Origin of the sequence: Luteolibacter flavescens, assembly GCF_025950085.1 — a bacterium.
Lineage (GTDB): Bacteria > Verrucomicrobiota > Verrucomicrobiia > Verrucomicrobiales > Akkermansiaceae > Haloferula > Haloferula flavescens.
On record NZ_JAPDDS010000004.1, the window covers coordinates 144,834 to 171,826 of the forward strand.

Annotated in this window: 22 protein-coding genes; 10 read left to right on the forward strand and 12 right to left on the reverse strand. The window is 65.3% G+C overall.

Annotated features, from left to right (window positions below):
- The first annotated feature begins 123 nt into the window (after positions 1–123).
- The gene (locus OKA04_RS08590; protein ID WP_264500740.1) at positions 124–1,323 is read left to right on the forward strand and encodes a DUF5690 family protein; all 1,200 of its coding nucleotides are present in this window, start codon (positions 124–126) and stop codon (positions 1,321–1,323) included.
- Positions 1,324–1,329: 6 nt separating this feature from the next.
- Here OKA04_RS08590 and OKA04_RS08595 read toward each other — a convergent pair whose 3' ends face one another.
- Both OKA04_RS08595 and OKA04_RS08600 read right to left on the reverse strand, forming a co-directional pair.
- Entirely contained in the window at positions 1,330–4,092 is a 2,763-nt protein-coding gene (locus OKA04_RS08595) for a purple acid phosphatase family protein (protein ID WP_264500741.1), read from the reverse strand.
- Positions 4,093–4,127: 35 nt separating this feature from the next.
- A complete protein-coding gene (locus tag OKA04_RS08600) occupies positions 4,128–5,963 on the reverse strand; it encodes an autotransporter outer membrane beta-barrel domain-containing protein (RefSeq protein WP_264500742.1) in 1,836 nt (611 codons plus the stop codon).
- A gap of 221 nt (positions 5,964–6,184) precedes the next feature.
- On the opposite strand from OKA04_RS08600, the gene OKA04_RS08605 reads away from it, so the two are divergent.
- The 4 genes from OKA04_RS08605 (at position 6,185) to OKA04_RS08620 (ending at position 12,043) form a co-directional block, all read left to right on the forward strand.
- A complete protein-coding gene (locus OKA04_RS08605) occupies positions 6,185–8,065 on the forward strand; it encodes an HAD-IA family hydrolase (protein ID WP_264500743.1) in 1,881 nt (626 codons plus the stop codon).
- A gap of 87 nt (positions 8,066–8,152) precedes the next feature.
- Positions 8,153–9,439 carry an NAD(P)/FAD-dependent oxidoreductase gene (locus OKA04_RS08610; protein WP_264500744.1) on the forward strand — a complete coding sequence of 429 codons (1,287 nt, stop codon included), beginning with the start codon at positions 8,153–8,155 and terminating at the stop codon, positions 9,437–9,439.
- A gap of 121 nt (positions 9,440–9,560) precedes the next feature.
- Positions 9,561–10,868 carry a hypothetical protein gene (locus tag OKA04_RS08615; protein ID WP_264500745.1) on the forward strand — a complete coding sequence of 436 codons (1,308 nt, stop codon included), beginning with the start codon at positions 9,561–9,563 and terminating at the stop codon, positions 10,866–10,868.
- A 794-nt stretch (positions 10,869–11,662) separates the two neighbouring features.
- Complete coding sequence (locus OKA04_RS08620; protein ID WP_264500746.1) at positions 11,663–12,043, forward strand: hypothetical protein; 381 nt, start codon at positions 11,663–11,665, stop codon at positions 12,041–12,043.
- Positions 12,044–12,052: 9 nt separating this feature from the next.
- On the opposite strand, the gene ptsP is transcribed toward OKA04_RS08620, so the two are convergent.
- Entirely contained in the window at positions 12,053–13,828 is a 1,776-nt protein-coding gene (ptsP, locus tag OKA04_RS08625) for a phosphoenolpyruvate--protein phosphotransferase (protein WP_264500747.1), read from the reverse strand.
- A 134-nt stretch (positions 13,829–13,962) separates the two neighbouring features.
- Here ptsP and OKA04_RS08630 point away from each other — a divergent pair, with 134 nt between their 5' ends.
- The gene (locus tag OKA04_RS08630; protein WP_264488916.1) at positions 13,963–14,229 is read left to right on the forward strand and encodes an HPr family phosphocarrier protein; all 267 of its coding nucleotides are present in this window, start codon (positions 13,963–13,965) and stop codon (positions 14,227–14,229) included.
- Between the two features lie 770 nt (positions 14,230–14,999).
- On the opposite strand, the gene hprK is transcribed toward OKA04_RS08630, so the two are convergent.
- Both hprK and OKA04_RS08640 read right to left on the reverse strand, forming a co-directional pair.
- Entirely contained in the window at positions 15,000–15,953 is a 954-nt protein-coding gene (gene hprK / locus OKA04_RS08635; RefSeq protein WP_264500748.1) for an HPr(Ser) kinase/phosphatase, read from the reverse strand.
- A gap of 234 nt (positions 15,954–16,187) precedes the next feature.
- Positions 16,188–17,411 carry an OmpP1/FadL family transporter gene (locus OKA04_RS08640; protein WP_264500749.1) on the reverse strand — a complete coding sequence of 408 codons (1,224 nt, stop codon included), beginning with the start codon at positions 17,409–17,411 and terminating at the stop codon, positions 16,188–16,190.
- Positions 17,412–17,605: 194 nt separating this feature from the next.
- Between OKA04_RS08640 and OKA04_RS08645 the strand changes: the two genes are divergently transcribed.
- From OKA04_RS08645 to OKA04_RS08665, 4 genes are all read left to right on the forward strand, one after another.
- Positions 17,606–17,929 (forward strand): DUF3817 domain-containing protein, encoded by a 324-nt coding sequence (locus OKA04_RS08645; protein WP_264500750.1) that lies wholly within the window; start codon positions 17,606–17,608, stop codon positions 17,927–17,929.
- 33 nt (positions 17,930–17,962) lie between these two features.
- Positions 17,963–18,715, forward strand: coding sequence for an FKBP-type peptidyl-prolyl cis-trans isomerase (locus OKA04_RS24625; protein ID WP_343226876.1), 753 nt, complete (start codon positions 17,963–17,965; stop codon positions 18,713–18,715).
- Positions 18,716–18,836: 121 nt separating this feature from the next.
- Positions 18,837–19,169 (forward strand): pyrimidine/purine nucleoside phosphorylase, encoded by a 333-nt coding sequence (gene ppnP / locus OKA04_RS08660; RefSeq protein WP_264500751.1) that lies wholly within the window; start codon positions 18,837–18,839, stop codon positions 19,167–19,169.
- A 35-nt stretch (positions 19,170–19,204) separates the two neighbouring features.
- Positions 19,205–19,942, forward strand: a complete 738-nt coding sequence (locus OKA04_RS08665; protein WP_264500752.1) for a DUF2459 domain-containing protein — start codon at positions 19,205–19,207, stop codon at positions 19,940–19,942.
- 10 nt (positions 19,943–19,952) lie between these two features.
- Here the strand turns inward: OKA04_RS08665 and OKA04_RS08670 are convergent, their stop codons facing one another.
- The 7 genes from OKA04_RS08670 to OKA04_RS08700 all read right to left on the reverse strand — a co-directional run bounded on the left by OKA04_RS08670 (position 19,953) and on the right by OKA04_RS08700 (position 26,853).
- Positions 19,953–20,315: a DUF5615 family PIN-like protein gene (locus tag OKA04_RS08670; protein ID WP_264500753.1), complete on the reverse strand. Its 363-nt coding sequence runs from the start codon at positions 20,313–20,315 to the stop codon at positions 19,953–19,955.
- Entirely contained in the window at positions 20,312–20,539 is a 228-nt protein-coding gene (locus OKA04_RS08675; RefSeq protein ID WP_264500754.1) for a DUF433 domain-containing protein, read from the reverse strand. The genes OKA04_RS08670 and OKA04_RS08675 overlap by 4 nt, the downstream gene beginning before the upstream one ends.
- A 30-nt stretch (positions 20,540–20,569) precedes the next feature.
- Positions 20,570–21,262, reverse strand: a complete 693-nt coding sequence (locus OKA04_RS08680) for a GNAT family N-acetyltransferase (protein WP_264500755.1) — start codon at positions 21,260–21,262, stop codon at positions 20,570–20,572.
- 21 nt (positions 21,263–21,283) lie between these two features.
- Positions 21,284–21,580, reverse strand: a complete 297-nt coding sequence (locus OKA04_RS08685; RefSeq protein ID WP_264500756.1) for a hypothetical protein — start codon at positions 21,578–21,580, stop codon at positions 21,284–21,286.
- Positions 21,581–21,801: 221 nt separating this feature from the next.
- The gene (locus OKA04_RS08690; RefSeq protein WP_264500757.1) at positions 21,802–22,206 is read right to left on the reverse strand and encodes a GreA/GreB family elongation factor; all 405 of its coding nucleotides are present in this window, start codon (positions 22,204–22,206) and stop codon (positions 21,802–21,804) included.
- A 411-nt stretch (positions 22,207–22,617) separates the two neighbouring features.
- A complete protein-coding gene (locus OKA04_RS08695; protein WP_264500758.1) occupies positions 22,618–23,316 on the reverse strand; it encodes a hypothetical protein in 699 nt (232 codons plus the stop codon).
- A 24-nt stretch (positions 23,317–23,340) separates the two neighbouring features.
- Entirely contained in the window at positions 23,341–26,853 is a 3,513-nt protein-coding gene (locus OKA04_RS08700) for a hypothetical protein (RefSeq protein ID WP_264500759.1), read from the reverse strand.
- Positions 26,854–26,993 lie beyond the last annotated feature (140 nt).

Sequence of the window (26,993 nt, forward strand, 5' to 3'; positions counted from 1 at the left end):
GGGCGGATCGATCTATCAGTGTTTTGGGGAATGGGCTTTGGAACGCTGCGATCTTCCCTTGAGCGGAATCAATTGCTCTTCACGGTCTTCGCGTCCCTGGCGGCATTCTCGTGTTATTATTGCATGTATGCCTTCCGGCGGCCCTTCGCCGCGGCGGGATATGTGGATGCGCCGCTGCAGGTGGCGATCGCGGGCCGCATCATCGAGGCGAAGACGCTTTTCCTCATCGCGCAGGTCTTCGGCTACTGCGTGTCGAAGTTCGCGGGGGTGAAGGTCTGCTCGGAGCTGCCGCGCGCGCGGCTGGGTCTGGCACTGGTGGCCTGCATCGTGACCTCTTGGCTGGCCCTGCTCGCTTTCGCAGTGCTACCCGCGGGCTGGAAGCCGGTGGCGCTCTTCCTGAATGGCATGCCGCTCGGCGTGGTGTGGGGTCTGGTGGTGCGATATCTGGAAGGGCGGAAGGTCTCCGAGTTGCTGCTCGCGGCGCTCTCCTGCTCCTACATCCTGGCCAGCGGCGAGGTGAAGCGCGTGGGAGCGTGGCTGCTGGAAAAGGGCGTGGACGAGTACTGGATGCCCTTTGCCACCGGGGCGATGTTCGTGCTGCCCTTCGTGATATCGGTCGGCCTGCTTTCGCTGCTGCCGCCGCCGTCCGCGGAGGACGAGATGCTACGGGCGAAGCGCCAGGTGATGGGGCGGGGCGAGCGGCTGGCCTTTGCGCGGCGCTTCCTGCCCGGGCTGGTCATCCTCTGTGTCTTCTACCTTTTCCTCACCGCCTACCGCGACTTCCGCGACAGCTACCAGGCGGACCTCTTCGTCGAAATGGGCATCATGGACGCGGCGGCATTTTCCCGCACGGAGCGGCCCGTGGCCTTCGGCGTGATGATCCTGCTGGCCCTCGCCTTCCTGGTGAAGGGCGCACGCCGCGGCCTGGCCACGGTGTATCTGCTGATGATGGCCGGCATGGTGGTGCTCGGCGGGTCCACCATGCTTTTCAGCGCCGGACTGATCGGCGGCGAGACGTGGATGATGGTGAGCGGCTTCGGAGCCTATCTCACCTACGTCCCCTTTGGCAGCGTGCTCTTCGACCGCATCATCGCCGCCACCCGGTTCACGGGGACGGCGGTGTTTGCGATCTATCTGGCGGACGCGCTCGGCTACTCCGGATCGGTCGGCATGATGATCTACCGCGATATCTTCGCGGGAGAGATCAGCCGGCTGGAGTTCTTCCGTGACTTCAGCCTGTGGCTGGCCATGGGCGGCCTGCCCCTGCTTTTCACGGCCTCGGTGTATTTCCTCGGCCGTGCGAAGCAGGCACCCGGCATGTGACGGGGGTCAGTCCCCGGTCACGCGGAAGAAGCACTTGGGATCCGCGATGCGGTCCACCGGCACCAGCTCCTCATGGCTGGCACCGCTGGCGGTCACGCTGCGCACGTCCTCCCATCCGTCGAGGCGGGTGCTCTTCTGGATCTTGTAGGTCTTCCCGGACTCGGACTTCCAGCGCAGGCGCATCTGGTTTCCCTCAAGCTCGGCCTGCTCGAACTCAAGGGGAGCTTTTCCCTGCACCGTGAAGGTGACGCGGTTGGAAACCTCGGTGTAGGAGTCGTTCGTGAACATCGCCACGAAGTATTTTCCCGGGGCCAGGTCCGGCAGTTGGAAGGTCACGCTGCCGCTGGTGGCACCGTTGAAGTAGAGATACGAGGTGAGCACGTTCACGCCGGGGATCTCCCCGTCCTTGAAGATGCCGATCCAGTCCTTCGGGATGCCCGGGCCATTGCTGAAGTGGACGGTGAAGTCGCTGCCCTGCTGGACCTGTGCGGCCTCCATGCTGACCGTGGAAATCTGCGAGCCAACGGAGAAAGGCACGCGCGTGGCGATCTCCTGATACTGGTCATTCACCATGAAGGCGGCGTAGTAGTAGCCCTTCGCGAGTCCGGGGAAGTCACGGAACCCGGACGCCTCCGCGGCATACTTCCAGCTCACGGACGGCGTCGGGCCGGGATTGATGCCGACGCGGTAGATGCCGATCCAGTCCTTCTCTCCCGTGGGTGCGCCGGAGAAATTGATGCGCACCGTCTCGCCCTCGTCGTAGGCTTCGCTGCCCGGCGTCATCGTCACCATGTTCCCCACGTAGATGGGCACGCGCGGGGCGATCTCCGTGTAGCTGTCCGCGGAGAAGAAGGCGGCGAACCACTCGCCGACGGGCAGGTTGTAGGTGAAGTTCAGCGTGCCGTTCCGGATCGCCGCGGCGGGTGCGGTGCGGGTGCCATTCAGGTAGAACCACGACGGGGATGCCCCCGCGCGCGGCGTGGTGCCCTTCGGGAAGAATCCGATCCAGTCGCGGGTGCTGCCGGTGCCGTTTTCAAAGGCGACCGGGATGTCCTCGTTCGGCGGATAGACGGACTTCTGAAGTGCGATCTTCGGGTCGGACGGAACGCTGCCCGTGACAGTGAAGGTGATGGCGGACGACCACGCGGACCACAGGGTATTCGCATCCCGGTGGCGGACGCGCGCGTGGTAGGTGCCGTCCGGCAGGCCCGAGGCGGGGATGGTGTAGCGCAGGATATCCAGGCCCGCGTGGGTGTCCACCGGCTCATAGAGCGGCGAGCCGGAGTCGCCGTAGAAGTTCTCCACGTCGCGGATGCGGTCGATCTTGAGATTCGAGAATCCGGCGTCGGCGGCGACCTGGAACCAGGTGCTGTTCATCGCCTCGCCGCTCGTCGTCTGGTAGGCCGTGCTGGCCAGTTCCACCGGCAGCGTGACGGGGGCGGCGAAGGTATTCGTCAGCGATGGCTTCGCGGGCGTGGCGGTGATGCCACGCTTGCGCGTGAAGTGGTCCACCAGTCGGCTGTTGTAGGACCAGCGCGTCGCGGTGGGGAAGCGGATGTTCGCCTCGGAGAAACAGCGCACGTCCATGGTGCGCGCATCCAGGTCGAACTCGACGAGCTGCCACGTCCAGTGGGCGACGGTCTTCTGCACGTCGTCGTAGTCCGCCTCGTTCGACTGGCCCCAGTACTGGTCCCACGCGCTGCCGCCGGAGATGATGTGGTAAACGGGCCACTGCCTCGTCTGGCCGCGGGCGTAGAGGTGGTGGTGCGCGCCGATGTTCAGCACGTGCTTCTGCGTCTGCGCGAGGATGGGCATCGCGGTGTTCCGCATCCAGGTGGAGATGTCGCCGATGTACTGCTCCGCCTGGTAGGGCTTGTGGCAGAGGCTGATCATCCAGTCGACATTCGCCGCCGAGTCCGACGCGGTCACGATGTCCTGCACCCACGTCGTCTGCGCGGTGGTGATGTGCTCGCTGGACGTGTGGACGAAGGCGATATTCGCAAGCTGGTAGGCGTAGTAGACTTCGGGATCCGGGCTGCTGACGCCGGCGCAGGTCAGGTCGTCGTAGCGGAAGATCGCCTTGTAGTTTGCGAGGCCGGGATCGCTGTAGGTCTCGTGGTTCCCGATCGTGGTCATGATCGGGATGTTCGGCGAGATCCAGCCGCAGAACTTGAAGTGAAGGTGACGGTAGTGCTCCAGCGTGCCGACGTCGACCTGGTCGCCGGGCATCAGCACCAGGTCGATGGCTTCCTCGATCGGGACCGAGTAGAGGTCCTCGATCTTCTTCTTCGCGCGCTCCACCAGTCGCTCGTAGCGGCGTTGTGCCGGGTCGATGACCTGGTTGTCGCCGATGATCAGCACGCGGAATTTCCCGGTGCCGGTGCCGATGGCCTTCGGCGTGCGGAAGCGGAAGACCTCCGAGGTGACATTCTCGGTACGAGCCTTGTAGTAGTAGTAGGTGTCCGGCTGGAGTCCCGTGAGCCGCACGCAGTGGTAGGTGTAGTTCGTCCCCATCCGCGTCGGCGCCGAGGTGGCGGTCCGCGTCAGCGCGTCGGCGGCGGTGCCGAAGTCCACATGCGTCTGGGCGTCGGCATTCGTCCACCACGATACCCAAATGGAGTCCGGGCGCGGGGTCTGGAGGTAGGGCCGGAGCCCGGCGGGGGTGCCTTGGAAATCATAGTCGATCGCACCAAGGGCCCAGCTCGGGCGGAAGACAAAGGCGCCGGTGGCACCGAATCCAATCAGGCGCAGGAACTGCGAGCGGTTCATCACGGAATAGTCAGGAGTAGGGTAAGGGGGCGATCTCAGGGTTGGGGGACGACTTCGTAGATCTTGTAGAAGCGGCGTGCGGGGACGGGTGTGGGGAGGTCCTCGGAGAAGGTCGTGGTGTCATCGCCTTCCGATGGGACGGCATTGCCGACCTTTTCCCAGGCGACGAGCGGATCGCCCGCGAGGGTGGCCGAGGCGTAGACGTCGTATTGGACGTCCGCCTTGGAATCCCACGTGATGGTGAACCGCTCGCCATTCACGGGGTCGGTGGTGCGGGCCACGGAGCGCACGGCGATGGGGCCGTCCGGCACCACCGGTGCTGTCACGGTGAAGGGGATGGGGCCTTGCTCGACGACGTAGTTCCCATCGACGAAGAGCACCGCGTAGTAGTTCCCCGCGGGCATGGTGAAGCTCAGCGTGCCGGAGGTGTGGTTGCCGCCGGTATTCTGCGTGCCATTGAGATAGTTCCACTGCACGGAGTACTCGTTCGGTGCGCCGGGTGTGTTGTTCTGGGCGTAGATGCCGACCCACGATGCGGCATTTCCGCCGGTGCCGCTCCAGGTCGCGATGGTAGGCTCGCCGGCCACGTAGGCCTGCTTGTCGATGGAGAAGGCGGCGCTGTTTCCGGTGGCGCGGAGCACGCGGCGGGTCGTCGCGGTGGCGCTGCCGTTGTTCACGTTGATCGTGTAAACGGTCGAGGCCGAGGGCACCGTGAAGGTGCGCGAGCCGATGCCCGAGTCAGGATCGGTGTCCGCGGTGACATCCGTGGTGGTGGTGCCGTCGGAGATGGTGACCGTCGCGCCGACGGGCAGGACATTCCAATCCAGCGTGACCTCATGGGCCGGGGCGAGGGCGATGCGCCGGTCCGCGGTGAAGGAGAAGACGCGGCCGTTCAGGATGGTGACCTGCCGCGTGGCACCGCCGTCCAGCGTGAGCGTGTAGGTGGTGTTTGCCGTGGGATTCACGGTCGTCGAGCCATAGCCCGTCTGCGTGTCGGTCAGCGGCAGCACGTTCACCGCGCCCGTGCCGTCATTCAGCGTGAGCGTCTCCACCGCTCCGGCATTGAGGATGTCCCAGGAGAGCGTGATGGGGTGGCCGTCCACCACGTCCACGTCGGAGTAGAAGCCATTCAGCGACGCGCTCGGCCGGTCGCTGGAGAAGGTGATGGTGTCCATCATCCCGTAGTACTGCGAGCCGGTGGTGTCCGGGCCGGTGACGATGCCGGTGACGGGGGAGTACTTCGTCTGGTCGGTGCCGCCGAGGCGGATGCCGATCTTCTTGCCCGCTTCCGCCGCGGTGGCGGTGAAGGTCACGGACACATCGGTCAGGCCGTTGTTTCCGGTGACCACCTGGATGATGTGGTTGTTCGGAATGGGGCCGCCGTTTGCCACGGACTGCGCGGCGAATTCATCGGAGAACCAGTGGTCCATCGCGACCGGGGTGCCATCGGCGGTGAGGCCGAGCGACCACATGATCCGGGCATTCCGGCAGTTCGCATAGCCTGCTGCGGAGAAGATCTGCGCGCTGACGGTGTAGGTCGCGCCCGCGACGAAGGTGCTGCCGCTGCCGGTGAGGTCCTGGCGCACCGGCGTGGAATTGAAGGTGGAAGCGAAGGTGCGGTTCGTCGGAAAGGCGCCCCCGGCGAAGTAGGTGGTGTTCCAGCCGAAGCCTCCGTCATTGCCGCCGCGGACGGTGCCGCCGATGCCTGGCGGGGTCGCGTTGCTCGCCCAGTAGGCGGCGTTGTTGTCGGTGCCGTTGGCCGTGTCGAAGCCGCCGTTTTGCAACTCGGCGGCAGGGAGCAGGGCGGTGGCGAGCAGACCGGCGACCGCCATTGAAGCATGGCGGAGCAGGGAGAGATTCCGGGTTTTCATTGGTGAGGTCTTGGGAGTTCGCATGCCGGCTGCAGACGCGGTGAAAGGGACCGGTAGCCGACGCTGATCACATCGCGGGAAGCGCCGCCTTGGCGAAAGTGGCATTATCGACGGCAGCGGGAGCAAATCCGCCGAGCCACGTGGCGGGCCGTGCGGGGAGGCCACGGGAATCGGAGCTTGCGATTCCGGGCGGAGGCGTGTTTTGCCTCATCTGCCCGCAGATGAATCGTAACTTCCGCAAGCTCGTGGGGATCCGCTTTCCGCAATGGTCCTCCTATGGTCCGCGCACGATGGAGGGCGTGGTGGAGTCGATGCGGCAGCACGAGACGTGGCGGATCGCGACGGAAAACGACTCCTACGGCGAGATGGAGGCGGTGAAGATCGACGAGCACTGGCATGGCGACGGGCTGGTGCTCTTCCGCGCCACGGAGCGCGAGCTGGCCAGCTACCGCGAGCGCGGCACGGCGGTGGTGCTGACCAGCACGGAGGGCCCGGACCTGGGCTACCCGCGCGTGGTGCCGGACAATCACGAGATCGGCCGGCTCGCAGCGCACCACCTCATCGAGTGCCAGCTCCCGCACTTCGCCTTCCTCGCGCGCGGCGAGACCTTCTACCGCGAGGAGCAATACGCTCCCGGCCTGCGGGTCTATGCGCGGCAGCGGCTGAAGGGCTTCCGCGCGGGCCTGCAGGAATACCGGCACGAGCCGGTGGTGCACTATCTGCGCGGCAGGCCGCTGTGGGAGTCCCACGGCTGGCGCGAGGTGCAGACGGAGGTGATGGCCTTTCTGGAAAGCCTGCCGGAGCCCTGCGGGCTCTTTGTCGCGGACGATTCACTGGCCGCGGTGGTGCTGCGTGCGGCGGACATGCTGGGCCGCCAGGTGCCGGAGCAGCTTGCGGTGATCGGCTATGGCGATGATGCGGCGTATTGCTTCGCCACCTTCCCCGCGCTGAGCAGCATCGAGCACCCGGCGCGCGAGATCGGCCGGCAGGCGGCGGAACTGCTGCGGCGGCAGATGGCGGGCGAGGCGGTGGAGCCCGGCTCGCTCATCGTCCCGGTCAGCCGGGTAATCACGCGCGAGTCCAGCGACATGCTGGCCATCACCGACCCGGACATCCGCGAGCTGGTGCGCTACATCCGCCTGCGGGCCCCGCACGAGGCCGTGCGCGTGGCCGAGCTGACGGACCTGACCCCGCTTTCCATGACCACGATCAAGGAGCGCTTCGCCGCGGCCCTGGGCCACGGGCCGAAGGAGGAGATCCAGCGCGTGCGGGCACGGCACCTGAAGCACCTGCTGGGAGACCTGTCGCTCACCCTGGCGGAAATCGCGCGCCGCATGCAATTCGGCTCCGCGCACGAGCTGAGCCGCTTCTTCCTCGCGGAGACCGGCCAGCGCCCGAGCGACTTCCGCGCCAGCCTGAGCGCCTCTGCCGCCCATGTGGCAGAGCGGGCGGTGGTCTTCGACATGGATGGCACGCTCTTCGATACGGAGCCGGTTTACTGCGAGGCCTACCGCACGGCCTTTGCCCGGCAGGGTGGCGAGCTGACGAAGGACGAGTATTTCCGCGAGTTGGTCGGCCGGTCGAATGAAGACATCGAGGAATACCTCGCGGCGAAGGCCCCGCGGGGATTCGACCTCGCGGGCTTCCGCAGCGGCTGGCGTGAGGACTGGCGGGTGCTGGTGAATGAGGAGCCGCCGGTGCCGATGCCCGGCGTGGCGGCGCTGCTGGAGGAAATCCTGGAAGCCGGGGTGCCGCTGGCGCTGGCCAGCTCCAGCGACCGCGAGGACATCGATCTCTGCCTCCAGGCGTCCGGGCTCGACCGCTACTTTCCGATCCGGGCGTCCGGGGACGAGGTGGCGGCAGGGAAGCCCGCGCCGGATCTCTACCTGCTGGCCTGCCGACGGCTGGGCATCGGCCCCACGCGTTGTCTGGCCATCGAGGACAGCCGTCACGGGGTGGCCGCCGCGCTCTCCGCCGGGCTGGCGGTGGCGCAGGTGCTGCCAAACGGGGGCACCGCCCGCGAGGGCGTGCGGGGAGTCGCCAGCCTGACCGAACTCCTCGGCGGCGAGTGGCAGACAATGGTGCCGAGAGATAAGTCGTAAGGATCTAAAGATAAGCGGAATGCGAGCTTGTGAAAGTTTTCACAAGCTCCGATTGCATTTGGCGCGGGACCTGCAAGCTTTCGCGGCATGTCAGCCGCAGACCGGGGAGCTAGCCGGGTATTGATCATTGGTGGAGGCTTCGCAGGCCTGGAGTGTGCAATGAAGCTGGCGGGAGACTCCCGCTTCGCCGTGACGCTGGTGGATCGGACGAACCATCACCTTTTCCAACCGCTTCTGTATCAAGTGGCGACCGCCTCGCTGGCCGCGCCGGATATCGCCCGCTCGATCCGCCAGATCCTCGCCGACGCTCCGAATGTCACGGTGCTGATGGACGAGATCAAGACGCTCGACCCGGTGGCAAAGACTGCCGACGGAGCCTCGGGCACGCACTACGAATACGACTACCTGCTGCTCGCGGCAGGAGCGCGGACGTCGTTCTTCGGGAAATCCGAGTGGGCGCAGCACACGCTGGGGCTGAAATCGCTGGCCGATGCGCAGGGCGTCCGCCGCTCGGTCCTCGCCAATCTGGAGATGGCGGAGCTGACCACCGATGAGGAATACCGCAAGCGCCTGATGACCGTGGCGATCGTGGGTGGCGGGCCTACCGGCGTCGAGCTGGCCGGGGCCTTCGCGGACCTGATCCACCGCACCCTGAAGTCGAATTTCCGCCGCATCGATACCTCGAAGCTCCGCGTGGTGCTCATCGAGGGCTCCACCCGCGTGCTCGAGGTCTTCGACGAGGACCAGAGCGAATACACCCGCCGCCGGCTGACGAAGCTGGGCGTGGAGGTGTGGACCAGCATGCGCGTGGACGACGTGCAGCATGGCTGCCTGCACTTCGCGGACGGCACGAAGCTGGAGTCCGAGGCGATCATCTGGGCTGCGGGCGTGGAGGCAAATCCGCTGACCGCGATGCTGGGCGTGCCGATGGCCGACCGCGCCGGGCGCGTGACGCCGAATCTGGATCTCTCCCTCCCGGGCCTGCCGCACGTCTTCGTGGCGGGCGATCTGGTCCGGATGAAGGACGGGGACGACAAGCCGGTGCCCGGGCTCGCCCCCGCCGCCAGCCAGATGGGCCGCCACGTGGCGAACCTGCTGAAGGGTCAGGCCGAGGGACGCCCGCGGGACCATTTCTACTACTACGACAAGGGCTTCATGGCCATCATCGGCAAGAACCACGCCGTGGTGAAGGCCGGGAAGATGAAGATGAAGGGCTTCATCGCGTGGTGCGCGTGGCTTTTCATCCACATCGCCTTCCTCATCGGCTTCCGCAACCGCCTGTCGGTGCTGCTGGGATGGGCCTTCGCCTACCTGCGGGACAATCCGCAGGCGCGCATCATCGTCCACCCGCCGGGGATCACCCCGAAGGGCTGAGCGGCGGCGTTGATGGCCTCCCGATTGCGGATCTCGCTGGAGTAGTTCGGGTTCCGATGCTTTTTTGTGTCTGCGAACAAACGAATCCGGTGACCGGCGGCGTTTACACCCATACTTCTCCATGAGCTCGAAAAACAGCAACCTGACCCTTGTCGGAGCCATCGTCGTGGCCAGTGCCGGTGCCTTCGTGGCCGGTCGCATGACCGCCCCGGACGCCGCCGAAATCGCCGCGGCTGAGAACGGCAGCGGCAGCCTGTCGAGCAAGACCTCGTCGCGCGGCGGGCTGGGAGGGGAGTCGGATGCAGGCTCTCCGCGTCGCAGCCTGGCGGAGCGTGCGGCCTCGGCGAAGGGCGGATCCAACCTCTCCGGAGAGGAAGCCCGCGCGAAGATGGAGGCGCTGATGCGCACCACCGACCCGATCGAGCGCAGCAAGGCATGGCTGGAATTCGTCAATTCCGTGACCCCGGGCGAATTTGAGTCCGTGGTCGCTTCCTTCCGCTCGCTCGGCATGACGGAGAGCCGCATGACGGAGTATTCCATGCTGCTCAGCGCGTGGGCGAAGTCGGACCCGCTGCAGGCGCTGGAGTATGCGAAGGCGAATACCGGCAACCGCTTCGCCCGCAATACCATCCTCACCACCTGGGCTGCCTCCGATCCGGAAGCCGCGATCCGCTGGGCCGAGCAGAACCACACCGCCCAGGAAGGCGAGGGGAATCCGTGGATGATCGGCGTGATCCAGGGTCTCGCCGCGAATGACCCGGTGCGGGCCTCGCAGCTCCTCGCGGGCATGAATCTCTCCGAAGAGCGCGGCGAAGCGCTCGGCATCATGATCCCGACCATCCTTTCCCAAGGGCCCGACGCCGCGAAGGCCTGGGCTACCGCGATGACCGATGAGTCGCTGAGGGAAGGTGCTATCTCCCGCATTGCCGACGCCCTCGCGGCGAAGGACCCGGCAGGCACCGCCGCCTGGCTGATGCAAAATCCGGGCGAAGCCGCCGACCGCACGATGGATGACGTGATCACCACGTGGATGGAGCAGGACAAGGACTCCGCCGTGGCCTACTACAAGGGCCTGCCCGCCGGTGACATGCGCAGCAATGCCCTGCGCGGCGTGGCGAACAGCATGGCGATGCAAGACCCGCGCGCCGCCGCCGACTTCCTCGACGCGAATGCCGGAGACGCGAACGACCGCGTTTACGAACAATTCGTCTGGCACTCCTTTGGCAATGCGCCGGAGATCGCCGTGAACTACATCGGCAAGGTTTCCAACGCGAACCAGCAGGAGCGGATGTACGGCCGCATGCTCGATGGCTGGCTCCGCCGCGACTACAATGCCGCCTCGCAGTGGATCAGCCAGAATTCCCTGCCGCAGAACGTCTCCGACCGCGTCCAGCGCCGCATGCAGGAAATGCAGCAGCGCCAGCAGTGACCCGGAGGTCGGAGGTCGGAAGTCAGAGATCAGAGGTCGGTGATCTGAGATCTGAGATCTGAGATCTGAGATCGGCTCAAGCACCCGCTCACCCTTTCTCTAACAGCTCGCCCCACCCCGTGCCATCGTGGTCCGCATCGCTCCGCGTGCGGTTCGCCGGTCGGGTGAAGCTAGGAGATGGCTCCCGCCTCCGCTGGGAGCGCGTGCCACCGGCTCGCTTGGACAGCCCGGCGAAGTGACCCTCAAAGCCCGCCGCCATAACTGCTTCGCCGCACGCGGAGCGATGCGGACCACAATGGCACAGGGCCTCCGTCGGCATGGAGGATTGCTTCGGGCCGGTCTAATGACCGGCGCTCCCAAGAGGCTGCCGCAGGCGGAGTGCTGGCTTCAGCCGGCTTGGACAGACCTGCGAAGTGACCCTCAAAGTCACCCCTCACCTGGTGCCCCCGCTGGGAGCGCGTGCCACCGGCTCGCTTGGACAGGCCGGCGAAGCGACCCTCAAAGCCCGCCGCCAGAATTGCTTCGCCGCACGCGGAGCGATGCGGACCACGATGGCCTAGGGCCTCCGTCGGCATGGAGGGTTGCTTCAGGCCGGTCTAATGACGGGCGATCCCAGGAAGCGCTGGCTTTAGCCTGCTTGGACAGCCCTCTGGACCTGAAGTATTGGCTTACAGGTCGTCCGCCCTGTCAGGAGTGGGACGTTTGACTGCTCGTGGCGAGGGATTGCCCTCTCCTGACCTCTTTGATTGGTTGGATACATGAGATCCCGATGGTTTTCCCCGTTCTTGGTCGTCATGGTGCTGCAAGTTTCGTTGTTTCCCATGGGTGCTGCCTGCGGATTTGACCCGGCGGGGACTCCGCCCGACAGAACCCTCGAATGGACGTTCCTTGATGTCTCGAAGCGAACGGTCCCGGTCATCGATTTCGACAAATCCTCGCTGGAAGACGCGTTGGATTTCCTGAACACCCCGGAGATCCCGAAGAGCTATCGCGTGGAGATCGATGCCAAAGGTTTCGAAGAGAAATCGAACCGGACGATCACCCTGAAATGCAAAGGGAAGACCATGCTCGATGTGCTAATCGAAGTGGCTGACCAAGTGGATGCCAATCTGGTCTTCAGCCCCGGACGAATCTCGCTGGTTCCTCGTGGGGAGGCTGATAAGGCCCAGCGCTGAAAGCCTCGATCAATCCAGCAGCTCCGGATAATACTTCCGGGCGAGTTCCACCGTGGCGCTCATGATCTCCGGGCTCAGGGAGGTCTTCAGGGCCTGGTTTGCCATTTCCTGGCACTCGGCGTGGCTCAGGGCGCGGATGGCGCGGCGGACGCGCGGGACCTGATGCGGGCCCACGGAGAGTTCTTCCACGCCTAGGCCCATGAGCAGCGGCGTGAGGCGGATATCGCCGGCCATCTCACCGCAGACACCGGTCCAGATGCCCGCATCGACGGCGGCATCCACGGTCCGCTTGATGAGGCGCACGACCGCGGGGTGGGTCGGCCGGTAGAGATCGGCCACGTGGTGATTCACCCGGTCCACCGCCACGGTGTACTGGATGAGGTCATTCGTGCCGATGGAGAAGAAATCGACCTCCGGAGCGATGAGGTCGGCGATGACGGCGGCGCTGGGCACCTCGATCATCACGCCGGTCTCCAGCTTTTCGTCAAAGGGAACGCCTTGGGCGGCCAGTTCGTCCATGCACTCCTTCAGGTGGTCCTTTGCCCGGCGCACCTCGCCGAGGCCGGAGACCAGGGGGAACATGACGGCCAGCTTGCCGTGCGCGCTGGCCCGCAGGATGGCGCGGAGCTGTTCCTTGAACATGCCCGGGCGATCCAGCGAGACGCGGATGCCGCGCCAGCCGAGGAAGGGATTTGGCTCCGGCTCGGTCAGCGGCTCCACCGGCAGCTTGTCACCGCCCGCATCCAGCGTGCGGATGATCACGGGGTGGGGTGCCAGCGCCTTCGCGAGACGGGCGTAGGCCTCGGACTGCTCCAGCTCGCCCGGCATTTCCTCGCCATCGAGCAGCAGGAATTCCGTGCGATACAGCCCCACGCCCTTTGCCCCGCTCTTCTGGACGAAGGCGACCTCGTCGATGAACTCGATATTCGAGGAAAGCGTGATCTTCCGCCCGTCGGTGGTGGTCGTGTCCTCGTCGCGCTGGGCTTCCAGGTCCTGGCGGACCTTTTCCTTGCGGTCCTGCAGCTCGCGGTAGCGCTGCAGCGTCTCCGGAGAGGGGTGGAGAATGAGGCGGCCGGAGTAGCCATCGAGGATGGCCGGGGTGAGCGTGCGGACATCGAGCACGGCATCCTCCACGCCGACGATGGCCGGCAAGCCGAGCGAGCGGGCGAGGATGGCGGTGTGGGAATTCACGCTGCCGAGCTCCGTGGCGAAGCCGAGCACGTGGCGGCGGTTGATCGCGGCGGTGTCCGAGGGCGTGAGATCGTAGGCGACGAGGAGGTGCTGTCCGTCCGGCTCGGTGTGGCGCGGCATTTCTTCCTCGCGGAAATTCCGCAGCACGCGCTGGCAGACATCCTCCAGGTCCGCGGTGCGCTCGCGCAGGTAGGGATCCGGCACGCGGCGCATGGCCTCCAGGAAATGCTGCATCACCGCGTAGAAGGCGAACTCGGCATTCTGGCGGCGGGAAGCGATGGCCTCCGCCACGCGGTCCAGCATCGCGCGGTCCTCCAGCACCATCAGGTGGGCCTCGAAGATGCGGCTCTCTTCCTCGCCGGAGATGGCCTTGATGCGCTCCTGGAGCTCGTCGAGCTGGACTTTCGTCTCCTCCAGGGCGACGCGGAAGCGTTCCTTTTCCGCCGGGATCTCTCCCTCGGTGATCTCGTAGACCTCCGGGGCGGAGAAGCCACGGGCCACGACGTGTACGGGGCCGATGCCGATCCCCGGGGATACGGGGATGCCTTGAAGCACGGTTTCCAGTTTGTCAGCCATCGGCGTTTCTGTGGCCATGCTGTGAGGGCGGGACCGCCGTTCAAAGAACAAAAATCGGGGCCGGTGACAGCATCGTCTCCCGGGCGGAAAAAAACCCTTGGAAGGACGGGGGGCAACCTCCTACGCTCCGCCCGTCCCCGAACGATCCTTCCATGCCGCAGCGCGAATTCACCATCCAGAACAAACTCGGCATCCACGCCCGTCCCGCAGCCCAATTCGTGAAGACGGCCAGCCGTTTCTCGTCGGAAGTGCGCGTCGAGAAAGATGGCGAGGAAGTCGATGGCAAGAGCATCATGGGCCTCATGATGCTGGCCGCCGGCCACGGATCCGTCATCAGCGTGGCCGCCGATGGCAGCGATGCCGATGCCGCCCTCGATGCTCTGGCCGACCTCATCGGCCGGAAGTTTGAGGAAGAGTAAGGCTTTTCCGGTGAGGCGACCCCGACCGCACGGCTGGGTGTTGGCTGCATTGCCGGTATGCATTGCTTTCCTAGGCAGCGTCCCATTGTCGGGACGCATTTCTTCTTTTCTGCGAGAGTGCCGGCTTTTGTGGGAGCCGTCCTTCCTGGGAGCGCCGGTCATTAGACCGGCCCGAGTGGGCCCTGACTGCCCGCCATCACCACAAAAGCCCGCATCGCCCCCCACTGGGAACGCGGAATTCATTCCGCCCGAGTCGTCTCTCAGTCCTGCATTCATCAACCACTGATGAACACGGATGGACACAGATGAAGAGGGGGATGGGATGGAGGCTTTCGTGGAATGGAGGCCGCCAATGGGCCGACCGCGACCGTGTGCCATCGTGGTCCGCGTCGCTCCGCGTGCGGTGTGCCGGTAGGGAAGCCGATGATGAAGACCGCCATCATCCCCCGTCTGCAAACAAGCCACCGGTAAAAGCCCTTCCCGGCAAAATCCGCCACCCCGAAGCTGCAAGATAAAGCCCGCCTCCAGAACTACTTCGCCGCACGCGGAGCGATGCGGACCACGATGGCACCTGGTGATGGCGAGCTGTTAGAGGGGACTCGGGCGGAATGAATTCCGCGTTCCCAGTGGGGGGCGATCCGAGGCCGTTAGATGTTGGCAGGCAGCGAGGAACCACTCGGGCCGGTCTAATGACCGGCGCTCCCAGGAAAGGCTGCTCCTCCGACTTCCGATCTCTGATTTCTGATCTCTGATCTCCGCCTCCCCCCCCCTCACACTTCCCCGGCCATGTGGCGGAGGAGGCGTTGGTTGAATTCATCGGCCATGTTGTAGCCGAGGCGGCGGAGCTGTTGGTCGAGCGCGGCGATGGCGACCATGCGGGCGGTGTCGCGGCCGGGGGCGACGGGGACTTCCACGTGGGGAACGGGCTGGCCGAGGATCTCGTAGGACTTCGGCTGCAGGCCGAGGCGGTCGATTTCGTTCTGGTCGGCGTGGGCGATGAGCGTGACGACGAGGTCGAGGCGCTTTTCCGGGCGGATGGAGGCGAGGCCGTAGAGGTTCGCGACGTTGACGATGCCGATGCCGCGGATCTCCAGATAGCCGCGGGACAGGGCGGGGGCGGAGGCATTCAGCTCACCGCCGACGAGCTTGATGCGCACCATGTCATCGGCGACGAGGGCACCGCCGCGCTCGATGAGGCCGATGGCGGTCTCGCTCTTGCCCGCGCCGCTCTTGCCGATGATGAGCACGCCGATGCCGCGCAGGTCGACCATGCAGCCGTGCATGGTGACGTTTGGCGCGAATTCATGCTCCAGCCGCAGCGTCGCGGCATTCAGGAACTTCATGGTCACCAGCGTGGTGCCAAAGACCGGGATGCGGTGCTCGGCGGCGATCTGCATGTGCTCCTCGGCCAGCGAGGCCCCGCGGGAGACGACGATGCCGGGGATGTCCCGCTCGCACATGCGGCGGAAGCGCTCCGAGCTCATCTGCGGGGTGAGCTTTTTCAGGTAGGAGATCTCGGAGTTTCCCAGCACCTGGATGCGCTTCTTCGCGAAGTAGCTGAAGAATCCGGCGAGGGCCAGGCCCGGGCGGTTGGGCGCGGGCTCGCTGATCGGGCGCTCGAAGCCGTGCTTCTCCCCCAGCAGGGTCAAGGACAGCGCCGTCGCATGGCGCTCGAAAAACTCTCCGATGGTGATCGAGGCCGTTTGCTTGACGCGGGGTGTCATTCGCCCCCGAGCCTAGCGGGCCGGAGGGCGGCATGGCGATGGGAAAAGCGGTCAGAAGCCACGCGGGTGCGCGAAGGCGTGGTGGGCGCTTGCTCTTCTTCGTAGCGGATGCGCTGCGCTTCCGGCTGGGCGGAGTTTGTCTGGAGATCGCCGCGTTGATTGAGCAGGCGGCCCGCACCCCGCCGGAACGACGAAGTCGTCCAGCTACATTTTGGGAAGCCGCCGAGCAATCGCTCAGAAGCCCGCGGAGAGGCCGATGGAGACGATGTCCCCGCTTCCAGCCGCCTTGCCCTGGAAGACTCCGGTGGCCGCGCTGCCGTCGGTGATGAATACATCGTCGGCAAAGATGTGCGTGTAGCCCACGTCGAGCGTCCAGCAGGGGGTGAATTCCCACGAGAAGCCCGCGCTGAGCCAGAAGCGGTCCGCATCCGGGATGCGCAGGGTGATGTCCGCCTCATTCGCCGGGGCGCGGTCGTACGCCACGCCAGCGCGGAAGGTCCACGTCTCGCTGGCCCGCCAGGTGGTGCCCACCGCGAAGCGCCAGGTGTCCTTCCAGTTTTCCCGGGTGACGGGCGGCTGGGCGGGTGCGCCGATGATGTGCGGGGCGAGTTGCTGGAAGGTGCTCCAGTCCGTCCACAGCACGTCGCCGTGGATGGACCAGTCCTCGAAGTCGTGCACGGCGCTGAATTCCACGCTGGCAGGGAGCTCGACGGCTAGGGTGGCGCGGCCATTGAAGGCCGGGATCACGGAGACGGCGCGGCCTTCCAGCTCCAGGTCGATCTTCGACCGGTAATGCAGTCCGAAGCGGGTGCTCTCCGTCGCCTGATATAGTAACCCGAGATTGTAGCCATGTCCCCAGTCGTCGCCCGCCAGGTCCAGCGTCGGCAGGCCATTCGGCAGCGTCGCGGTCAGCGAGCCGTCGCCATGCAGGGCATTGTAGCCCGCGCCGATGGACCACTGGTCGGTGATGCGCCAGGCGAGCGAGGGATTCAGATTGAAGGAAACGAGCTCGCTGAAGTCGGCCACGGTGCGGCCGGGAAAGGAGAGCGGGTAGTCCGACTTCAGGCCAAAGGTGGTGTAGGCGCCGAAGCCGATGCTGAAGTCGTCATTCAGCCGCTTCGCTAGGTAGAGATAGGGGATGTAGGCTTCGTCCGTCACATTTCCGGCATGAGCGGGGACCACGGTGCCCGGCGGGGCGGGGGCGGGTGGGGCGTAGGTGCCGCTCACCTCGATCTCCGGAAAGATGGCGCTGGTCCCGATGGCGAAGGACCATTCGTCCTCCAGCAGGATCATCCCCGCCGGATTCGACGCGATCACGCTGGCATCGTCCGCGATGGCGGCCTCGCCGGAGAACGCCCGCCCGAGGCCGGATGCGGAGCGTTCGTGGAGCTGGAATCCCGCGCCGTGGCAGAGCGGGGAAACGAGGCCGAGTGAGCAGAGGACGAGTCGGGTGTTCATGAAGCGCGGAGCGATGGGTTGGACAGGCACGAGTCTCGCGATTCTGGGCATGCAATGCGGGATCACACAAGGAACGCGGCTCCCTTTTTGTCTATCGGCCCATTAACGGCGGGGGCTGCAGGGCGTGCCGTGGCGATCTTTCCGGCCTCCGGATGATTGACATCGTCCCCCGTGCTGCTCCCTTCAGCGCCGTCATGAGCGCACCTGATCTCCGCGACCCCGTAGGCCGTGTCCGCATTGTCGGCATGGTGGAAGGACTTTCGTTCCTGGTTCTTCTCGCTTGTTCGGTGATCAAGCGCGTGGCGGACAAGCCGGAGATCGTCTTCATCCCCGGCGTGATCCATGCGGTGCTGTTTTTCCTCTTCCTCTTCGTGCTTTTCCAAGCATGGGGGAGCAAGGCACTCACGACCAAGCAGTCGGGTCTGGCATTCCTCGCCTCGGTTCTTCCCTTCGGCCCCTTCTTCATCGACCGCAAGCTGGCGGTGAGTGAGACACAATCGGCGGATTCGGCGGATTGACAGGCTGGCACTCCGGGCCAAACCTCCCGGCCCATGCCCGCCGCACCTGCCGACGTAGCCGCCCCGCCCGCCGATGCCATCACGAGCCCCACGGGCTTGGCGTCGAAACTCATCGAAGCTGGCACCGGCACGGAAAATCCGGGCCCGGCCGACACCGTCACGGTCCACTACTCGGGCTGGACGACGGACGGGAAGCTCTTCGACAGCTCCGTGGAGCGCGGCAAGACGATCTCCTTCCCGCTGAATGGCGTCATCGCCGGCTGGACCGAGGGCCTGCAGCTCATGGTCACCGGGGAGAAGCGCCGCTTCTGGATCCCGGCGAACCTCGCGTATGGCGAAAACCCGCGCCGCGGAGCACCTGCGGGCATGCTGGTCTTCGACGTCGAGCTCTTCGAAATCAAGAAGGCCCCCGAGCCGCCGCCGGTGCCGGAAGACGTGGCCGCCCCGCCGGCCGATGCGATCACCACCGCCAGCGGCCTCGCCTCGAAGGTGCTCTCGCCGGGCAATGGCAGCCGCCACCCGAAGGCCACCGACCAGGTGGAAGTCCACTACACCGGCTGGACGACCGCCGGTGAGCTTTTTGACAGCTCCGTGCTCCGCGACGAGCCGGTAGTCTTCCCGCTGAACCGCGTGATCGCGGGCTGGACCGAGGGCGTGCAGCTCATGGTGGGTGGGGAGAAGCGCCGCTTCTGGATCCCGGCGAATCTCGCCTATGGCACGAATCCGCCTCCGGGCGCGCCTGCTGGCATGCTGGTCTTCGACGTGGAACTCCTCGATATCCTCTGATCCCGTCCGGGTGGGGGCTGCCCGCCTGTTCCCGTGGTCGCGGTGGTGACACCGCGGCAGCCACGGGGAAAGCCGCCCTCGCCATCGTTTCACACTGCCCACTGAAATCCATCTTCCGAACATGAGCTCGTTTCCCACCTCCTTTGACGGCGTGTCCGTCGCGACGAAGGCCAATGTCTATTTCGACGGCAAGGTCATCTCCCACTCGCTGATCCTCGCGGACGGCCGGAAGAAGTCGCTCGGCGTCATCTTCCCGGGTGAGTTCCACTTCGGCACGGCTGCTCCGGAAGTGATGGAGATCACGGCCGGCTCCTGCGAAGTCGTGCTGGATGGCACCACGGAGACGCTCGCGGTGTCCGCCGGCAGCTCCTTTGACGTGCCCGGCGACAGTGGCTTCACCATCCGCGTGACGGGTGAGCACTGCGAATACATCTGCTCCTTCGGCACGCCTTGATCCGGCTGTCCGGGGAAGTTATTTCCGCCCGCACCATGTCGCTGCTCCGCCGCCTCCTGCTGCTGCCCGCGCTCCTGCTGGCGTCCTGCACCCTGCATCTGCCGGTGCCGGATGCCGCTGCGGGGCATCGGGTGGAGACGCGCACGATGCCCGTGGCGGCGTCGGCGGATACGGTGCCGATCTACCTGCTCTCGGACAATCTGCACACCGCGCTCGTCTTCGACCTGAAGTGGCTGGAGCAGAGCGGCTACGTGAAGCCACGCGAGATCGGCGAGCACAAGTGGGTCACCATGAGCTGGGGCGAGCGCACCGCGTATGTGCAGGAGCGTTGGCTCACCCCGTATCAGGTCTTCCGCGCGCTCTGCACGCCCTCGCCGTCGGTGATGGAGATCATCCCCATCGACTGGACGGTGGAGCAGGTCTGCCATCACCAGAAAGTCTTCATCGCGGACGTGCCGCGCTCGTCGGGGCCTGCGCTCGCGGCATTCCTGAATGGCTGCGCGGCGAAGAAGCCCGATGGCACGCCGGACACCGTGGGCCCCTCGAGCTGGGGCGACGGCCGCCTGATCCGCTGCCCGGAGAACTACTCCTACTACTTCCCTCGTATCTGCAACGTCTGGACCGCCCAGTCACTGCAGGCATGCGGCTACTCGATCCGCACCGGCTCCGCCCTCTCCGCCAGCGGCCTCGTCCGCCAGGCGACCTCGGAGAAGAACGGCTTCGTGAAGATCTGGGACCCGGAGGAGAAGAAGGCGGCTGCTGCGGCGAGGTGATTCTTTCGGTTCAGGCCAGAGGGGGAAAAGTAACCCACGTCCGATCACGGAGCTGAAAGCAACGATTCTCAAATGCGCTCTCGTCCACGCGTTCGAGCAACCACTGAAGCCGGGACAAGATTGCGTTTCGGTTTGGCTGCCGAAGGGCGATGACCACGACCCCGGCATGGGAGCTGAACAAATGAGGGACCGTATGAAAAAAGTCCCGATCAGTGGTTAATAAAACCGCGCCATGCGATTGGGCTTTGGAAAACAACGAGGGGTCTTCAATGCCTTCATCAGCGGTTCCCCTGACGTCGAGAACCTGATGGCCAGCCTCTTCAAGAAGGCCCGCAGCGGCCTTCGGGAAGTTTTCGTCGAGCAGGAACGTCATGCGACGGCCTCGTATTCGGAGATCTGATAATCAGAAAGCCGACTGGCAAACTCCAGCGCCGCTGCCACGTCTTCTGCCGTGATCGATGGATAGTCCTCCAGGATGGTCTCAAGCGAGTCGCCCCCGCTCATGGCTCCGAGGATGGTGGAGACCAGCACCCGGGTACCCCGGATCACCGGCTTGCCGTGACACACCGCGGGGCTGATCTGGAGGCGGGGATTCATGAGGGGAGGTTGCCACGAAGTTCGCCGACTTCAAGCCGTCGATTCCTCGCCCGGCGTGACCACGGGGGCGCGAGTGCTCCCATCTTCTCCGGCGATCGGGCCGATGGCGCTGCTGTCCTTCATGCACGGGATCAGCGGGCCTTTGAAGATGACACCCCGCGAGCGCAGGATATCGAGGACGAAGTCCCGGCGGAAGCCGCCCAGATGGAGGTTCGCGATGGGGTGTTGCTGTCCATGTTCGTCTCCCCATTCGGAGCAGATGCTGAAGCCGAGCCGACGGTAAAAGGTCCGGGGTTTCGCCAACGTGTAAATGAAGACGTTGAATTCGTCGGACGGCAGCGAGCACAGGCGGAGCAGCGCGAGCGTGGTGCCGATGCCCTTGCCCTGATGCTCCGGCAGGACGAGGCCATACCAGAGCATGGCGACATTCTCGCTCTCCATCGATATGCCACCCATCCCGATGACGCTGCCCTGTCGCTCCGCAACGACGATGCACCGGTCCGACTGTCGCAATCTCTCCAGAAATTCCGGCTCTCCCCCGCTGGGAAATCCCGACTCCAGGGCGCGGTAGATCCCCACGCATGCGGCCTCATCTTCCTGCCGGTAGATCCGGTAGCGCACGTCCTGCGCGAACCTGCGGATGGCCCGGCTCTCGGCGGTGGTCCGGGTGGACCATCGCAAGCGCCAGTCAGCGAAGCATTCGCGGAGAAAAGATACGCACATGAGGGAGGGCGGGGCGGCAGATCAGTGATCCGCCGATTTGTATCTTCGCCACTCGCCTCCTACCGAGTCGCGTTCCGCGATCCAACCGGGTGGCAGGTCGGCGATCGATTCCAAGGTGGTGTCGAGTGTCAGGGCAGATCCCATGCTGATCACCCGGCCATCCGCGTGGTCCCCGGTGGTATTGCAAAGGAATGCCCACGAATGGTCGTCGGAGTAGTGGATGGCCATCAGCACGGGTAGCTTTTCGTCGATGACCTGACGCGTGGTGATTGCCGAGACATTTTCCCCTTGGTCAAAGGGCCATTCCGAAGGGGTCATCTGGGTAGGGTGGGGAGCAGGGTTCGTGGCTTGGGGTGGCTGATCGTCACACCCACATAACATGCAAAAAGAAAGAGGCAGCATGACGAGTCCGCGGATCATGATGCTGCCTTTCTGAATGGTACGCGCTTTCCGGGGCAAGCCGATTAGTCCGTCACTCTCATCCGGCTCAAGCGCGGGCGGATGGATGGCCCGCGCTTGAGTGGAGGATGATGGAGGAATCACGCTCCCGCGGCGACGAGCTTCACCACGGAGGTGATGCTCATCTCTCGCGTGCCGACGGGAGTTTCCCACGCGATCATTTCACCGGTGCGGCGACCCAGCAGGGCGATGCCCACGGGGGTGAAAAGCGGGATGCGGTCGGCATCGACATCGGCGTCCGCAGGGAGCACGAGCTCAAGTTCATACCAGTCGTCCGCATCATGTGGGGACGTCAGTTTCACGCGGTCGCCGAGTGCCACGCACCGGGCGAGTTCACGGGCGTCGGTGATGGTGGTGCCTTCCTTCAGCAGGGCGGCGAGGCCCTGACGTTGGGCCGGTGTCAGGCGGGGATGGGTGTCGGATGACTTCGAGAGATGGTCGAGACGGGCGTACTCAGCCGCGTCGAAAAAACGGAACGGTTTCATCGGATTGAAAAAGATATGATGAGCCTCCCCGGCGACAGATGCCGGAGGGCGGGGTTCAACGGGAACGCAGGGCAGGGCAAGCTCGGGAAGTATCCCGCATCAAAGAGCTTGCCCGCTCAGGCCCGGAAGGCCGCAAGCCGGTGCGAGCACCAACCGTCACAACACCACGCCCGAAGGCGCGATGCAGGGTGAACGTGATTGGGCGCAGGAGCGTGCATGAACGCCTCATCCTAGCCGAGGATGGTCCCGGGACAAGTTGGAAAGCATCGGGCAGATTCATCCGGGCTGCCGCAGGCGGAGCGCCGACTTTAGTCGGCCCGGTTGACCACCATCACGCTCCGTACACAACAAGCGCGCAGCCAAGCGATGGCCGCGCGCTTTTGGAGAGAAGATTCGTCGTCTCCTATGAGATCAAGGTGTCACCGGCTTCGGCGTATCGTCGAGGAGTGTGACGAGCGTGGGGACCTTGGTGCCGGGGCGGACGGCGCAGATGAAGACCTGCCGGTACTCCTTGAGATACTTCATCTTCGTCTCGCTGAAGGGCACCCAGGATTCGCCCGCCTTGTAGAGGAAATTGGTCTGCGCCATGTTGTAGGGATCGACCTTCGCGACAGGAGGGACGGTGGTGATCTTGCCGGGTGCGACGGCGATCTTGTGCTCACCGGCCTGTAGCGCGATGGGCAGTGCGGTGAAGGAAATGGCGCGCGATTCGCCGGGCGGGAAGGCCGCGATGCTATCGTCCAGGAAGACGATGCTGCAGGGCGGCTTCTTCGTATCGCCGCGCGGCTGGATGATCGCGATCGCTTGCTTCAGGTTCGGCGGGACGGTGGCGGAGGCGAGCAGGTTGGCGGCGTCGGCCGTGCCGGTGCGGTAGATGTTCAGCTTCCCGTCGATGAGGGCGACGGCCTGTCCTGCGGGCAGCTCGCCGGGCGCGAGCACCAGCGGGATGAGGTGGTCCGGCGAGTCCGGCGCGAAAAGCTCCGTCGCGGGATTCGCCGGGTCGTTCAGGAAGGCGCGGACGGTGAGCTTGCTGGCGGAGTCTTCCTGGGCGGACGCAGAGAGCGGGATGAGGCAGGCCGCGGCGAGTGAAAGGATGCGGGTCGGGTTCATGGCTTGGGTTAGCAGTCGAGGATTTCAGATTTCCGCGGTCGAAAGCCAGCGGAATGAAATCATCTCCAGGCGGCGGCCGAAGGTCTTGTTCGCGTCGTTCGATGAGGTGGTGGCGTTCACGTGCGGCTCGTCGGCCGGGTCGATGTATTCCGGCATGCGCTGGACGACTGCCTCCGCGTAGGCGCGGGTGACGTGGCCATCGCGCACGGCCTCGCCGCAGACGCGGATGACGAAGGTGTCCGAGCGCACGGTGGCGGCGGGCTCCAGCAGCTTGAGGATGTCGCCTTGGGTGATCCACCCGGGAGCGCCCGCGGCGGGATTTCCCGTGACGACTTCCGGCGTGGCAAATCCGTAGTCCGAGGTGCCGATGTCCGCGGTGGTGATGGGGATCTGCGAGGCGTAGGCATTCTCATTCAGCTTCGCCTGCTCGATGGCCGCTTCCAGCGCGCCGCGGCGGGTCTTCTCGGAATTCGAGCCGATTCGGCGGTTCACGAAGTCGGACATGGAGAGGAAGGGGCCGCGCTCCTTCACCTGCTCCACGATGCGGACGGCGAGCTCGTCGAGCTGGGCATCGCTGAGCTGGCGGAATCCGCTCCACATCGTCTCCTTCGCCGTGTCCGTCATGGCGGGCTCGGCGGGATTGCTGAGGCCGGCATTCGGCATCGTCATGGAGAGCAGGGGCGTGTTCTCCGTGCCCACCGTGGTGAGTCCGGTGCCAGCGAGATCGAAGACGGGGACGCTGCTCTCGCGCAGGGCGGCGAGGCGTGCCTTCCAGGCCTTCACGTTCGTGGAGTTCACATTGAATGCCCCGCGCACCATCTGGTAGGCGGCGGCCTTCTGATAGGTATCCTGCGCGGGCATGCCGCCGGAGAAGAGGTCGGACTTCACCTCGTCCAGCGATTTGCCCACGGCGAGGTGCGGGGTGAAGGACTGCGAGAGCAGCGGACGCGACTCATCCATGAAGTCGGTGAAGCACTTCTCCGGATTGCGGTCGCCATCGGTGGCGAAGGTGGAGAAGTAGAAGCTGTCGTAGAGCGCGTGATTCGCGAGGAAGGAGTGATCGAGCAGGCGATAGCCCGTGCCCGCCTGCCATGCGGATGACGTGGTCATCACCGGCGGCACGGTGGAATTCCCGATCGGCTGGGTGAGATACGGCGCGTAGCCGCTGGCGAGCACGTTCGTGCGGCGGAAGTCCGAGATGGCCAGCATGGGGCCGCCGGGCACCTCCAGCATGCTGCCGGACTTGATGCCCTGGTCCGGGGTATTCCCGGTGATGAAGCGCGTGCGGTTCCGCGCGTCGCTCTGCAGCAGCTTCGAGACGGTGCTGCGGGTCACGCCCTCGAGGCTCAGCTCGTAGGACTGCGCGCCGGCCTTCTCGTTCTTCAGGTTGGTGAAGTTGAGCGGGATGGCGGCGTTGTTGAAGAGGAAGGGCTTGCCCGCGTGGATGCCATTCACCAGCAGGTTCCCCGGGGCGCTGGTCTGCGAGCGCACGCCGGCTTCATTCACGCCGCCGCTGGTGGTGCGTGCCGAGGCGGTGAAGAGGGCGAAGGGCTTCGCATTCGCATGGCGGCTGATCATGGCATCGCCGCCGCCTTCGTTTGCCACGAAGGAATCGAGCGCCGTGGTGCTGAAGCGCGTCTGCTTCATCAGCTTCTCCAGGTCGCTCAGCGTCGGGTAGATCATCTGGATGCCACCGTAGTTCCGGGTGGTGCCGTTCACGGTGATCTTCGCGGCCACCTCGAAGGAGGCGTTTCCTCCCAGCGTGGGATTCGCGACGCCGCACGTCACACCGATGGCGGTGTTCTTCGGACGGCGCGGGTAGGTGACCACGGCGCGGTTCAGCCAGTCGATGTCGTAGCCCACCGTGTTCCCGAAGAAGCCAGGCTTCGTCTTGATCGAGCGCGTGAGCTGGTTGCCGAAGTCGAAGAAGGCATTCGGCGAGCCGGTGCGGCCGAATTGCGAGGTGGGATCGATGAAGGGCGAGCAGAGCAGCGTCTGTCCCGGCTCCATCACCACGGGATTCTTCGGATCGGAGCTTTCGCGGTCCGCCTCGCGCTCGATCTGTGCCTCGGCCTTGCCGCCGTTGCTTTCGGTGACGGTGGTGTCGAAGCTGCGCCAGTTCGAGATCTTCAGCACGATCGACTTCGCGATGCCGCCTTGGGTGCGGCCCTGGTCATAGAGTTCGTTGAAGGGGATGAGATTCCCGCCATTGAGCGCCACGCCATCGAGCTGGAAATTGAAGCCGAGCGGCAGGCTTTGGAAGGAGACCTCCAGCATGTCGAAGGAGATCCTCACGTTGTAGGGATTGTACAGCGTGACGATGGGCGTGTAGATCATGTGGAGCTGCCCGTCCTGGCCATTGTCAGCACTGTGGTGCGGCGGGCGGGTCAGCAGGCTGAAGAGCACCTGCACCTTTGCGATCACGGGACCGGGGGTGAAGTACTTCGGCTGCACGGGCTTCGAGCCCACGCTCGGGATCATCACGTTCTCCAGCGGCGCCTGATTGAAGGTCGGGCGGGTGTCCGGGGTGGTGAGCTTCTTGAAGGTATTGTAGCAGGAGGAGAGGCGCGTCCACTGCGGGTCCGACTCGCCGCCCACGGCATGGGTGCTGGCGTAGAGGCCCTTGTTGTTGAATGCCGTGGGGATCGGAGCGCCGCCCGCGGGCTGGGGCAGCTCGAACATCGAGGAAAGGTCCTTCTTCAAGCCGCCGAGCCGCACGTCCGCGAGCACGCCGAGCGAGTAGGGCGTCACATCATCGCGGATCTGCTTCAGCTGGTCGATGCCGCCGGGGCCGGTCAGCTCGCCTTGGTTGAGGCCGGTGACCTTCCGGCCCGTGAGGTCCGCGGTGGCAAAGGCATTCGCGTCCGAGTCACTCCCGAGGAAGCCGAGGTCGCCGCCGAGCATGGCGGTGTAGGGGCGATGCCCGGCGAGCAACGAGCGCTGGCGGGCGAGGGTGTCCGACTGCGAGGGATCTCGGAAGAGCAGGATGCGCGACTTCTGCGACTCATCCGAGACATGCCATGCATAGCCGCCGGACTCCTTGCTACCCTCCGCGAGGGAGACCCGGCCGGCACGCAGCGCACCGGCGGCGGGCAGGGTGCCGCCGTAGGAAGTGGTGTCCGCCAGCGTGATGGCGTCCTGCTCCCAGGTGGAGTCCGCAAAGCCAAGCGAGGTGGCATCGCGCGGGGTGGCGGTGGAGACCATCCATCCCTTGAAGCGGTTTTCCTTCTCGCCATCGTAGTCGGGCGAGCCGCCGGGGGCCTGGATGGAAGACGTGAGGTCCCAGGATTTCCACACGCCCATCAGCCGGGGCTTGCCGGGAGTATCGCTGTGGATCTCCGCATTCGCCGTGATCGCCTGGTCCGGGCCGAGGGATTTCTGGAGCTCGCCGATTGCCAGCATCAGGGCGAGGCGGGCATTTGCCTGTGCCTCGCTCCGCGCGTCGCCCTGGGTATTTGACCGCAGGGAGATGCTGGAAAGCGAGAGCAGCCCGATCGCGAGGATCGTCATCAGCACCATCAGCGACAGCGTGATCACCAGCGCGAAGCCTGCCGGCCTCTGCCCTCGCCCGTGGCATCGCCGCGAGACGCGAGTACGTTGAAAGATTCTTGGGTTTAACTGCGGGTTCACCCCGTAAGTCATCCGCCCCGGTCTCTCATTTGTAAATACGCCCGGTT